Below are 11710 nucleotides of genomic sequence, written 5' to 3'. Positions count from 1 at the left end.
CAGGTCGTACCTTCTGCTGTTGGGATTGGGACATAAGGGACTGCCAAAGGACTTATTTGAACGCGCCAGGTATCATCTGGACATTACAGGTAAGAGCATTTCACTTGAGACCTGCACTGCCATTGGGGCTATACCTGCTATGCTTTCAGCTTATAAACAAAATTAAACATTAATTATCGTCTCTTTCCTTTTTTCAGTCAAGACCCATCCTGATGAATCAATTTTTCCATTTGGCAATATAACCACTGTTGAATCATCAGTCCTTATGCGCGTTTTTCTGAGCGAAACTGAGATGATCTCTTCTTTATGATTCATTGTCTCGATCTGATCCCCAATATCAAAATGCTTATCAGTCAGGAGGAAGATCCCTGCCATTGCATCGGCAAGTATATCCTTGACAGCCAGGGCAACAGCAGCACCGACTAAAAACGAGGCCCCTAAAAGAGGAACAAGAAGCTCTTGCAGTTTAAGTTCAGCCATAATATACATTAAAATACTGAACCAGAGAAAATAAACGATCCCTTTTCGTAAAAAAAACTGCGCATCTATTGGCAGCACGGTTTTGGCAATAGATTTTTTTAAGATCCTATTAATGAAGCTAATTACAATGAAAGCTATTATTACTACCACTATTACCTTTAAATAAGGGACAAACATTTGGAATTGATAACATAAATTAGAGATATCCATCTGTGATCACCATTGAATTTTTTTAACGTCTTAATATAATAACAACAATCATCAATCCAATTATCGCCATCAATAATGACATTCCTGGAATCACTGAGGTAGTGGACATAGGGGTCGGTTTCTTCAATGGAATAGGTGTCGCATTGGAGAATGGCCCACTCACATTGGAAGACTCGGTCAGTTGCACAGTAGACTTTGCCACAACCCTGGCATAATTATATTCAATTATCTTCTGGCTGGGTGATTCTAATGAATCGGCAAATTCGTAGGCACTCACTGCTAACACTGGTTCAATACCAGCATTTCTGGCATCCTCAATAGCTATCCTGGCAGCATCGGCACTGCGTGAGATCTTGGTTTCAATATCAGCAGAACCCAGCAAACTTATCGCAGTGCTGGCCTGAACGGTTGCTAATAATGAATCAAATATAGCTCCACTATAATACCCCCTGTTAAATTCGATCTGAGCCCTTTCACGGGCCTCTTCAGCTTCATTTAAAATAAGTGATACTCCATGGTAACCACCAGATTCACCTATTACGGTTCGGGAATAGGTAACAACTGAAGATGACATACCCAGATACCACCCAGCTCTGGATTTCAATACAGCATCTGAAGTGTGATGTTTTGAGTTTGCTAAAGATATCCACCAAGTTGCTGTCTCAGCCCTTGAGGAAGCTGAAGCCATAGTATCAATGAAAAGGTCAATAGATTCAGTTTCCCCGGCACCCCCTAATATACGTTCAGCCATAACTAACCTGATCTCTGCAGCACCAATACTGTCCACATCCACTACTCCACCTTCTTTAAATTTTTCAAGCTTCTGTCGACTATAGTTTACTTCACTGCTTACGTTTTCAAAGAGATTGTTTAGGTAGGTGTCCTTATTTTCTGATGCCTGGTATTCTTCTCTCCACTGTACATATTTCAAATTCTTAATGATCCATAGACCTGTATTAATAGCTGCATAATATTCCTGGTTATTATATTGTTCCTCTCCCTTTTCTAACTGAATCTTTTGAGATTCAAATATATTTGAACTATTTGTGGTTTCGTTTAACACAGATTCATAAAGAAGAGCTGCTTCATTCATTACATTCCTGCTTAGAGGTTGAAGCACATCCAGATATTCATCAGACCATACCCCTTTAGCAGGTATTTCCCTGTGGATCTTTTTTCCAGTAAATAATTCCACTGCATCCTCGATATTAATTGCTTCCACTACTTTCACATTCTGCTTTCTACCACGCTTCACAATATCCACAATAATCGCGTTTTCTTCTTTCACTATAACGGACCCTTCATGTTCGAAGTTAGTTGCAATAATTACAATTTCGGTCTGACCTTCGGGAACAATAAACAATGTTGCCCCATTTTCAGCAGCAGCATCGAGTTTATACGGAATGCCTCCTACAGGCCCTATACTACCATCAGGATTGATCATACCTGTCATTACCACACCTTCTTTTAATGGCCAGTTCTCTATCTCTGCTATCGTGGCTATGGTAAGTGCAGCACCAGCAGAAGGACCACCAATAAGTGGGGACGTGATCTCAATGATGTAATAGAAGTCATATTTACTTGGGTCTATACCTGTGATATCAGATGCCACCAACGCAGCAATTCTGGTCGAACCCTGCAGGTCCACCTGGGTATATGGTTGAGTATCTACGAATACTCGCCCATCGCCTTCAGTAACGATCACTGTAGCATTTAGCAAAATTCCAGTTTCTCCTTCTTTGGTAGAATAGTCTGCTACGACTGGAATAGTTACCCCATCTTCCAGGTGAATTGCATGTGCAGGAACAATCAGGAAAAAAACAAATGCCAATATGGCAATTGATTTTATTGGCATTAATTCCATATTTACAGCACTTTCTTTTTAAATTCCTCTAACCCCATCTCTTCAATTACCCATCCCAGACGTTTCTTCTGACCATTTTCCTTTATGAAATTGATAATATTTTCCACCAGTTTCAGTGCAACATCATCATCAAGCTCTTCTGCAATTATATCTGCAAGTCTGGGTTTGATACCAGAACTCCCGCCCGCAAGTAGTCTCCATCCTTTGGAGGTCCCTATCAGACCTATGTCCTTGATACTGGATTCTGCACAGGTGTTCTGGCAGCCTGAGACTCCCATTTTTAACTTTGTCGGAAGCTCCATTCCATGATATTTTTCATCCAGTTTTAATCCCACACCCACTGAGTCCTGTTGACCGCGTTTACAGAAGGTAGTACCAGGACATATCTTAATGCTTCGTACGCATAATCCGATAGCAGCCCCGGTAGGCATTCCCAGGTCAGTCCAGACATTATCAATGTCAGCTTCCTTTATTCCTACAATGGCCATTCGCTGGGCAGATGTGATCTTAACCGCTGCTGCATTGTATTTCTCGGCCACATCAGCGATCTTCCTTAGTGTACTGACATCTATTATTCCGCCAGGAATGTGTGGAGCTATAGCATAGGTCTCTTTATCGCGCTGGACGATGGCTCCTTTTTCTAACAGGTCTTTTGACATATTTATCTCCTAATCTTATGCTTTATACTAATTTGATTTGCCAGCTCATTACTATATCATACTATAAAATTATCAAAATTTATCTGACATTAATGGTCTCAATTCTGGCTCTTTGTATTATCACTGGTGGTTTATGGGAGTAGGCTGGATTTGGACCTTCTTTTAGATATATGCTCACCGCATCTTCGTCTACAATCTTACCCATTAGTTGGCGCCCGCCAATCAAAGTAATAATAACATATTTCCCCACTAATCCCATTATTTTTCTCCTCCTTTTTGAGAATAAATCTTCATTTACTCTAAAAAAGGTAAATAATAAAAAGTGTTTAGAACATATAAAGTTATATGTTTTTCAATCTCATTTTTGTAATTTAGATTACTTTCACCCCACTCTTTAGTAAAGTATATTAAGCTCCCAAAGAATCTCCAATTGCCTCTCAAAACACAACAAACTGGAGGCTTGAGGAATGATAAATGATAAAAGAGACAGCAAAGCAGATTGAAGACCGTTTCAGTGAGATTGGATTCAATATACCAACAAGCGAGATCGAAAGCCGACTTGAAAAACTCTTGAACGAGTTCAAGGTTCCGGCCGAAGAAGCACGCAGAAGTGTAGTCAACTATTTTCTAAAAGAATATAACATACCCCGTGGAGATTTCTATACCCAGCAGGGAAATACACCCACTGTTAAAGTTAAGGACATTAACGCTGACGGAAAATGGATCAATATTAAAGCAAAGGTAGCCCAGCTGTGGGATAATAACCACGAAAGCATAGGCCAGGTTGGTTTGATCGGGGATGAAAGCGGTACAATAAAGTTCACAAAATGGGCCAGTGCCGAACTGCCAGGCCTGGAGGAAGGAAAGAGCTATAATTTCAAGAATGTAGTGACAAACAGCTACCAGGAACGATTTCAGATCAATCTGAATAAGTCAAGCCAGATAGAGGAGATCGAAGAAGATATTGAGATCGGTACTGAAATGATCGAGTTTATCGGTGCCATGGTGGGTATCCAGGCAGGTTCAGGTCTGATCAAGCGTTGTCCACAGTGCAACCGTGCCCTGATAAAAGGCGTCTGCGGGGAGCACGGTAAGGTTGAAGGAACTTATGATTTGCGGATCAAAGCAGTCCTGGATAACGGACACAACGTGCAGGACACATTATTGAACAGGGAAGTGTCTGAAAGACTTACCAATATCACCCTGGAAGAAGCTGTTCATATGGCCACTGAGGCCCTTGAGCAGTCTGTGGTTGTAGATAAGATGAAAGAACAGCTGGTTGGTAGGTATTATTCTGTAACAGGTCCGAGGCTTGACAGATATATTCTTATAGAGACCATATCACCTCTGCCACCTCTTGAACGCAGCCAGATAGAAGCATTATTATCATCCATGGAGGTTTAAATCATGGCTGGACAATACACCAGAGAAGTGGCATATCGCGTCTTTGCCCAGGAATTCAGGGATTCCAACCTGACGTTTAAGGACAGTAATGACCAGTACTCTCCACAATATCTATTAACTCCGACAGGTGCAAAAATTAACAGGTTGTTCATTGTAGGGACACTAACAGAAAAAGAGGATATCGGTACAGATGCCGAATACTGGCGAGGCAGAATTGTAGACCCCACAGGTGCTTATCTGATATATGCCGGACAGTACCAACCGGAAGCTGCAAGAGTAATGGCAGAAGTGACTCCGCCAGATTACCTGGCAATAGTCGGAAAATCCAGCACATATCAGACAGAGGACGGAACAGTCCTGACCTCGGTCAGACCAGAGAATATCACTGTGGTGGATGCAGCCACAAGGAACCGCTGGGTTGCCGAGACTGCACAAAGGACGCTTGAGCGTGTTGAGAACCTGGACAGCAGTAATCCGAATTCTATACAAGCCAGGGAACATTATCATACAGATGCAGCAGTATACAAGCAAATGGCCAAAGATGCATTGACCAGTCTAATATCTGAATAAATATTGTAAATACGAAAGAGTTCGAAATTACCTACAAAAGTAATTTCATCTCAATCCTTTTTTATTTTTCCAAAAAAAACCGTCTAAACTTAAATATATCCTAATACATTTATTTATTGGTGATATTTTGGTTTTTGAGATTGAACAGGTATATGCGAGAGAAATCCTGGATTCCAGGGGCAATCCAACCGTTGAGGTGGAGGTTTCAACACATTGCAATGATACACGGTCAAGAGGTTTTGGCAGGGCTAGTGTTCCCAGTGGTGCATCTACAGGTTCAAACGAAGCCCTTGAACTAAGAGATAAAGATAAGCGTTATCGTGGGAAGGGAGTATTAACCGCCGTCCATAATGTAAACTCCATTCTTGGCCCAGAGATCATAGGCATGGATGTTAGGCTCCAGCGGGAGATCGACCTGAGCATGATCGAAATTGATGGCACTGATTCCAAATCCAATCTGGGTGCTAATGCTATCTTAGGTGTAAGTATGGCAGCAGCCAGAGCAGCAGCAGATTCCTTAAAAATACCATTATATCAATATCTGGGAGGCACAAATTCATTTACATTGCCCGTACCTACCCTTAATGTACTTAATGGCGGTCAGCATGCAGGTAATGATCTTGCCATCCAGGAATTCATGATCCAGCCAAAAGGAGCAGAGACATTTCATGAAGCAATAAGATGGGCAGCTGAGACCTATCATGCTTTAGGTGATATACTTAATAAGAAATATGGGAGTAGTGCAACCAATGTGGGATATGAAGGTGGGTACGCACCTCCTGTCAACCAGACAAGTGATGCACTAGATGCAATATTAGAAGCTATCGAAGAAGCAGGATACACGGAAGATGATATTACCATAGGCATTGATGCTGCAGCTTCTTCATTCTACGAAGATGGTATTTACCATATCGATGAAAGAGAATTAACCAGTATTGAATTGTTGGATTATTATGTCGACCTGGTACATACATACCCGATAATACTTATTGAAGATGCTTTCCAGGAGGAGGCATTTGATGATTTCGCTGCCCTCACCATGGAACTGCCAGATACAATAATTGTGGGCGATGATCTTTTTGTTACAAACGTTGAACGTCTTAACCATGGTATTGAAATGGGTGCGTGCAATTCCTTACTGCTTAAATTGAACCAGATAGGTAGTATTAGTGAAGCATTTGATGCTGCTACTACTGCACAGCGAAACGGTTATAGCGTAGTAGTAAGTCACCGCTCTGCAGAGACAGAAGATAATACAATATCAGATATATCTGTGGCTCTGGGTGCAGAATTAATAAAGACGGGAGCACCGGCCAGAAGCGAGCGCACAGCTAAATACAACCAGCTCATGCGTATTGAAGAAGAGTTAGGTGAAGCTGCGTTTTATGTGAGGATATAAATTTTTATACAGGTGCATATGTCAACAATGATGCTATCAGCACTGTAATATATATAGCTCTGAAGTTACTCACACCACCCAGATTTATAAAGGCGCTTCCTTCGGTATTCTCGTTTATATTAAATAGAGATGTTATGATCCCTACCAGAATGCCAAACACACCTGAAACAAGCACAATTGATGCAGCATTTTCAGGTTCCAGGATTAAAGCAAACGGAATCGCCACCAGACCGATATAATCAGGGATTACTATTCCGATCCCGCTTTTGAATTCTGTTAGCAGGTGAGTTACAACAACAATGATTAAAAGAATCTCCAGAGATGCAAAAATCGGACATTTTATTGTTTCATTTATCGCCACATAAGCAGCCAGTATCAGAGGCAGAATGAAACCCCCTACATTTAAGGTGATGGAAGAATCAAAAACGAGTTCACTGTCAGTTTCAATCTCCTCTGCCACCGGGACCGAATAGAACTCGCTTAAAAGTTCATTTTTTTCATCAGAAAAATCAGGTTTTTTTGTCCGAATGCGGTATATGGGTATCTCAGTGGCAGATAACACCAGCATACCAGCTAAGATCAAAAAAAGTACAATGGAATTGATTTGCCATTCACTTCCAAGTGTTTTAGTATAACTTAAATAGAAAAATGCCAGAAGCATAAATCCGAAAAATGCAAACATTTGCACATCCTGTCTAAATATCTTTCCACGCAACTTGGATCACCATATTTTTTTTGTTTCACATTGTTAGAGAAGTTTATATAGATTAGTTAATCTTAGCATAAAAAGGTGAAGTAAAATCACAATTATTTATATGATTTAGTATCATTAGTAATAATCGGAAATTACAAATTAAAGGAAAATTTAATTTAACGATTAGAATTATTAAAATGGCAGCAATTAAAAGCAAGGAGTAGAAAATATGGGTTTATTGAATCGAATGGGGACCGTATTAAAAGCAAAAATGAACAAGATAGTTGGTAAAATGGAAGATCCCGGGGAAACCCTGGATTACTCTTACCAAAAACAGCTAGAATTATTGCAAAACGTTAAACGAGGTGTGGCAGAGGTTACTACTTCAAAGAAAAGGCTCGAGCTGCAAAAAGCAAAACTGAATCAGAACATTGACAAGCTGAACGGCCAGGCCAGGGATGCGGTGAAGGCAGGCAGGGAAGACCTGGCACGCCTTGCACTGGAAAGGAAGAACGGACTTGTGTCTCAGGTCCAGTCCCTTGACCAGCAGATCATAGATCTGAATAAGGAACAGGAAAAGCTCCAGGCCACAGAAAAAAGACTGTCTGCCAAGGTCGAGTCTTTCAGGACCAAAAAGGAGACCATCAAGGCCCAATACTCAGCAGCAGAAGCCCAGGTCAAGATCACTGAATCGATAACAGGTATTAGCGAAGAGATGGCAGATGTGGGACTGGCAGTACAAAGAGCTGAGGAGAAAACTGAGAATATGAAGGCACGCTCTGCCGCACTGGACGAACTTCTTGAACAGGGTACGCTGGAAGACTTTACCGGAAAAGAGGATGATATCGAAAAAGAACTTGCTAAGATCAGTGCAACAAGCAATATTGAATCTGAACTGGCAACCCTTAAAGAGGAAGTGGAAAAATGATTGTCAGGATAATGGGTGAAGGACAATATAAAGTGTCCAGTAGTTTACTGGATGAATTGAATGTAATTGACAACAAGATAGTGGATTACGTGGGAAAAGAAAATGAGAGTGGCTTCAAATCAGAACTCCGTAAACTTATTGCCACTGTAAAAGAGAATGGCAAGCCTCTCGACGATGCTGAGATCGCGGAATCCGACCTCATTATACCCCCGGAAGATATGACACTGGAAGAAGCCACCGAAATATTCAGTGGAGAAGGGCTTATTGAGGATTAAAAACTCGAATTAAATGGGAATCCCCCAGAGGGGGTACCATTTTTCCACATTTTTTTCAATAGGCAGCTCGCTGTCCATTACCGACCTGAGCCTAAATTCCAGGTTATTGTCCCTAGTGTGGTCACCTTTGGGTATGAAGGGATAGTAAGCTCCCTGTTTATAATTGTATATCCAGTAGACTGTTCTTTCACCTTCAAAACGGTAAATGGCGCATAATAACTGTTCGCTGAAACCATGCTCGATCAGGGTCTGGGAAACCAGATGGATATTAGTGACCAGGTCTTCAAAGTCAGGGTCTTTCAGTACTACCCATAGATAATTGAATTCATCCTTCTGTATCTTATAATCTGTACCGGTCTCCTTACAGCTATAATTAAGCAATTCCTCTATCTCTAAACGTGCAGCCGCATATCTGGAGGATTCCATAGGTTTAAAACAAATGCCTGCAGACCCAAAAGGTTTGAGTCCCAGATTAACATCCAGGGTGATACTGGCAGTAGATATGGCAAAGAGCCTGTCCACCCTGGCTTTGGGGAGTTTGCTCTTTCCCATTAAAGCATCCAGAAATCCCATTTAACGCTCCAACTCTTTCTCCAGATTCTCCAGTGCTGCAATACGTTTCTCAACAGATGGATGGGTTGAGAACAGGTTCATTAGAGACGAACCCGATATGGCAGGAATGATAAAGAATGCATTCATACCTTCCACCTTTCTCAGATCATCCTTTGGTATCCTTGGCATAATGCCGCTGATCTTCATTAGAGCAGACGCCAGATTAGAAGGTGTACCCGTAATAAGGGCAGCTCCTCTATCTGCTGAGAATTCACGATATCTGGAAAGTGTCCTGATAAGCATTAAACTGATTAACCAGACTAAGATCGAGACAAACCATGCTGCCATAATGCCACCAGATTCTCTATTCCTGCTTCCCCCTCCGAAGAACAGCAGATACCGAACAAGGAAAAAAGCCACTGTTGACAGAAAGCTTGCAATGGTCATTACCATGACATCCCTGTTTTTTACATGGCTCAGTTCATGGGCAAGCACTGCTTCCAGTTCACTCTGGTTAAGAGTCTGCATAATACCAGTAGTAACAGCTACTACGGCTTTACTTGGGCTCCGGCCTGTTGCAAAGGCATTTGGCACTGAGCTGTGGACTACAGCTACTTTTGGTTTTGGCAGATCAGCTATAGCGCACAGCCGGGTGATAGTTTCATGAAGTTTTGGTTCTTCACTTTCGGATACTATCTTGGCTCCCATACTCCACAGAACCAGTTTATCTGACATGAAAAACTGAAGGAACATGAATACTCCTATGAAGATGAGCATTACATTCATACCCGCACCCTGGAATGATAAAAATACCAGGAAGAACATATACACTAAAAACAGCAAAAACATGGTAAAGAACATCCTGCTTTGCAATCCCCAATCTGTTTTCCATTTTCTCATATGTTTATTAACACCTCGTTAATTATGATAATCTATACTAATATTGAATCATATTATTTTATTCTTCAGCATTTAAGGAGTTTGTGGTTATTTTTATAAATTTCATAATATGAATGTTATTTATCCCTCGGCATTGCTATGATCTCCCTTACCTGAAGACCATAGAAGTTGTTTGAATGTGCAGGTTTTATTACACATGCTACATCAGCTCCGTATGCAGTACCACCAATGGCTATTACTTCACCTTCCATTGTCAAGGCACCCGAATCTGCGGCCATCAAGACCACTTCCATGGCCACTTTGAAGCCCTTTCCAAATATCTTTCGAAGAGTATCAGCAATGATCTCGACCCTGCTAATGCCTCCAGTTTCTTTTGAAAGTGATTTTTCAATACCTGAGAACATATGTGATTGCGAAACTATGGGAATTCCCATTTCATTCAACTGTGACACATATTCACTTTCCATATCCCATTTTCCTTCTTCATGGGATCCGAACTGGTGGGTAACTACAATGGTTTTGATATCTGTACCTTTTAAAGCTGATGCCATTGCCACCCCGGTCTTGCCAGAAGTGCTGGCAACTACTACTTCCCTGATGTCCCCTTCCAGCGCCCTGGTCCTGACGGCTTCGATAACTGCACTGGTGTTCTCTTCACCGGGCGCATTGAAATATATTATGTTCTTTTCCATCACAATCCTCTCCATGATTAGTTCTTTGATAAATGGTTTTTCAAGTAGAAATATCCTGTCATTCAGTATATATGTGACTAAAAAGCCCGGACTGGCATAAATAATATTTTCATCCACCCCGGAAGTGGAGTTATTCGGAAGTAATGAATTGTCAAAAAAAATGAATGTTGTATTAAAATTAAAGTAACTATTCAGCCTATAAAACGCTATCAATAGCCACCACGCTTTACTTCTTTGATATCTTGGGAATTTCTAAATCGATATCGGAAGACATTAGCTATAAATTCTTTACATAAAGCTACCAAATATCATTTCGGTATCAGTAGCCATGATTTGCAGGGCTGAATAGTTACAAATTAAATTACTATAAAACAGATTTGACATTCTTCTAATAATCAGAATGCCAAAACTGAATAAGTTATTCCACTAAAACTAGTTTCTCTTTACTCCCATCCAGCCGGTTCCTTTACAAGTTCGGCAGAGGACCCCTTTGACCGTATAACCATTTCCCTTACAGAACTGGCAAACTTTGGGTGGTTCTTTCACCATAAATGTTGCTTTTCCACTACAGGCGGGGCATTCCTCTCCCTCTTTTTTCCCTGTACCTTTACAAAATCCACACTGCTGTTCCAAATATGTTTTCTCATCCATTTTATTCATTCTCCAAGTTAAAAAACTCGATTTTTTCATCATGATTTAGTGCACCTTATCTGTTGCGATTTCTTTATCTCCACATGATGATATGTCATGAAAATCAATGACAGTATCGTGAATATTGCCCTGAAAATTTTCATGTTTAGAAAACTTATTTGCCTGTGCCGACCATCCAGAATCCATGAAAAATGTATATCTAGCAGCGTCGCTTTTTTCAGAGGGCGAACGTGATTTGAACACCAGGCTCAGGGACGAACTGACGGGGCTCGGCATGAGTGTGTTCTTGCTGCAGGAGCACTCCAATGATACCAATGCACAACGTGATGCAAAGCAGGAGGCCATATTCAGTGTAGCATCCCGATTCTTTAAAATTTATCGAAATGTGAGTAATATCTATGGAGGAAGTACATACTGATACAGGGAAAAAAC

General features: G+C 41.0%; 15 protein-coding genes. 7 read left to right on the top strand and 8 right to left on the bottom strand.

The features are described 5' to 3' along the window. Positions 1–166 (top strand): DUF531 family protein (locus IBX40_06950; GenBank protein MBE0524051.1); only part of this gene is annotated, 166 nt, incomplete at its 5' end. On the opposite strand, the gene IBX40_06945 is transcribed toward IBX40_06950, so the two are convergent. From IBX40_06945 to IBX40_06930, 4 genes are all read right to left on the bottom strand, one after another. Beyond that, complete coding sequence (locus IBX40_06945) at positions 163–690, bottom strand: mechanosensitive ion channel (protein ID MBE0524050.1); 528 nt, start codon at positions 688–690, stop codon at positions 163–165. The genes IBX40_06950 and IBX40_06945 overlap by 4 nt on opposite strands. Positions 691–712: 22 nt before the next feature. Beyond that, the gene (locus IBX40_06940; GenBank protein MBE0524049.1) at positions 713–2545 is read right to left on the bottom strand and encodes a hypothetical protein; all 1833 of its coding nucleotides are present in this window, start codon (positions 2543–2545) and stop codon (positions 713–715) included. 11 nt (positions 2546–2556) lie between these two features. Next, positions 2557–3213 carry an NAD(P)/FAD-dependent oxidoreductase gene (locus tag IBX40_06935; GenBank protein MBE0524048.1) on the bottom strand — a complete coding sequence of 219 codons (657 nt, stop codon included), beginning with the start codon at positions 3211–3213 and terminating at the stop codon, positions 2557–2559. Positions 3214–3292: 79 nt separating this feature from the next. Then, a complete protein-coding gene (locus IBX40_06930; GenBank protein ID MBE0524047.1) occupies positions 3293–3472 on the bottom strand; it encodes a hypothetical protein in 180 nt (59 codons plus the stop codon). A 215-nt stretch (positions 3473–3687) separates the two neighbouring features. Here IBX40_06930 and IBX40_06925 point away from each other — a divergent pair, with 215 nt between their 5' ends. The 3 genes from IBX40_06925 (at position 3688) to eno (ending at position 6586) form a co-directional block, all read left to right on the top strand. Then, entirely contained in the window at positions 3688–4617 is a 930-nt protein-coding gene (locus IBX40_06925) for a replication factor A (GenBank protein ID MBE0524046.1), read from the top strand. Between the two features lie 3 nt (positions 4618–4620). Next, entirely contained in the window at positions 4621–5187 is a 567-nt protein-coding gene (locus tag IBX40_06920; GenBank protein ID MBE0524045.1) for an RPA family protein, read from the top strand. A gap of 127 nt (positions 5188–5314) precedes the next feature. Beyond that, a complete protein-coding gene (gene eno / locus IBX40_06915) occupies positions 5315–6586 on the top strand; it encodes a phosphopyruvate hydratase (GenBank protein ID MBE0524044.1) in 1272 nt (423 codons plus the stop codon). A 4-nt stretch (positions 6587–6590) separates the two neighbouring features. Here eno and IBX40_06910 read toward each other — a convergent pair whose 3' ends face one another. Continuing rightward, positions 6591–7301 carry a DUF1614 domain-containing protein gene (locus IBX40_06910; GenBank protein MBE0524043.1) on the bottom strand — a complete coding sequence of 237 codons (711 nt, stop codon included), beginning with the start codon at positions 7299–7301 and terminating at the stop codon, positions 6591–6593. Between the two features lie 208 nt (positions 7302–7509). Between IBX40_06910 and IBX40_06905 the strand changes: the two genes are divergently transcribed. Both IBX40_06905 and IBX40_06900 read left to right on the top strand, forming a co-directional pair. Beyond that, positions 7510–8208: a PspA/IM30 family protein gene (locus tag IBX40_06905; protein MBE0524042.1), complete on the top strand. Its 699-nt coding sequence runs from the start codon at positions 7510–7512 to the stop codon at positions 8206–8208. Continuing rightward, the gene (locus tag IBX40_06900; protein ID MBE0524041.1) at positions 8205–8483 is read left to right on the top strand and encodes a hypothetical protein; all 279 of its coding nucleotides are present in this window, start codon (positions 8205–8207) and stop codon (positions 8481–8483) included. The genes IBX40_06905 and IBX40_06900 overlap by 4 nt, the downstream gene beginning before the upstream one ends. 9 nt (positions 8484–8492) lie before the next feature. On the opposite strand, the gene IBX40_06895 is transcribed toward IBX40_06900, so the two are convergent. From IBX40_06895 to IBX40_06885, 3 genes are all read right to left on the bottom strand, one after another. After that, positions 8493–9056, bottom strand: coding sequence for a hypothetical protein (locus IBX40_06895; GenBank protein ID MBE0524040.1), 564 nt, complete (start codon positions 9054–9056; stop codon positions 8493–8495). Next, positions 9057–9935: a zinc metalloprotease HtpX gene (gene htpX / locus IBX40_06890; GenBank protein ID MBE0524039.1), complete on the bottom strand. Its 879-nt coding sequence runs from the start codon at positions 9933–9935 to the stop codon at positions 9057–9059. A 116-nt stretch (positions 9936–10051) separates the two neighbouring features. Continuing rightward, complete coding sequence (locus IBX40_06885) at positions 10052–10627, bottom strand: hypothetical protein (GenBank protein ID MBE0524038.1); 576 nt, start codon at positions 10625–10627, stop codon at positions 10052–10054. Between the two features lie 835 nt (positions 10628–11462). Here IBX40_06885 and IBX40_06880 point away from each other — a divergent pair. Beyond that, positions 11463–11696 carry a hypothetical protein gene (locus tag IBX40_06880; GenBank protein MBE0524037.1) on the top strand — a complete coding sequence of 78 codons (234 nt, stop codon included), beginning with the start codon at positions 11463–11465 and terminating at the stop codon, positions 11694–11696. Positions 11697–11710: the final 14 nt, after the last annotated feature.

Source organism: Methanosarcinales archaeon (assembly GCA_014859725.1).
Taxonomy (GTDB): Archaea; Halobacteriota; Methanosarcinia; order Methanosarcinales; family Methanocomedenaceae; genus Kmv04.
This window is presented reverse-complemented; position numbering and strand designations above follow the sequence as displayed.

What these genes read in the sequence shown, in the direction of transcription:
- IBX40_06930 (MBE0524047.1), bottom strand. Translation starts at nt 3,472, where the DNA reads ATGGGATTAGTGGGGAAATATGTTATTATTACTTTGATTGGCGGGCGC.
- IBX40_06900 (MBE0524041.1), top strand. Translation starts at nt 8,205, where the DNA reads ATGATTGTCAGGATAATGGGTGAAGGACAATATAAAGTGTCCAGTAGT.
- IBX40_06945 (MBE0524050.1), bottom strand. Translation starts at nt 690, where the DNA reads ATGGATATCTCTAATTTATGTTATCAATTCCAAATGTTTGTCCCTTAT.
- IBX40_06925 (MBE0524046.1), top strand. Translation starts at nt 3,688, where the DNA reads ATGATAAAAGAGACAGCAAAGCAGATTGAAGACCGTTTCAGTGAGATT.
- IBX40_06905 (MBE0524042.1), top strand. Translation starts at nt 7,510, where the DNA reads ATGGGTTTATTGAATCGAATGGGGACCGTATTAAAAGCAAAAATGAAC.
- IBX40_06940 (MBE0524049.1), bottom strand. Translation starts at nt 2,545, where the DNA reads ATGCCAATAAAATCAATTGCCATATTGGCATTTGTTTTTTTCCTGATT.
- IBX40_06895 (MBE0524040.1), bottom strand. Translation starts at nt 9,056, where the DNA reads ATGGGATTTCTGGATGCTTTAATGGGAAAGAGCAAACTCCCCAAAGCC.
- IBX40_06885 (MBE0524038.1), bottom strand. Translation starts at nt 10,627, where the DNA reads ATGGAAAAGAACATAATATATTTCAATGCGCCCGGTGAAGAGAACACC.
- htpX (MBE0524039.1), bottom strand. Translation starts at nt 9,935, where the DNA reads ATGAGAAAATGGAAAACAGATTGGGGATTGCAAAGCAGGATGTTCTTT.
- IBX40_06935 (MBE0524048.1), bottom strand. Translation starts at nt 3,213, where the DNA reads ATGTCAAAAGACCTGTTAGAAAAAGGAGCCATCGTCCAGCGCGATAAA.
- IBX40_06880 (MBE0524037.1), top strand. Translation starts at nt 11,463, where the DNA reads ATGAAAAATGTATATCTAGCAGCGTCGCTTTTTTCAGAGGGCGAACGT.
- IBX40_06920 (MBE0524045.1), top strand. Translation starts at nt 4,621, where the DNA reads ATGGCTGGACAATACACCAGAGAAGTGGCATATCGCGTCTTTGCCCAG.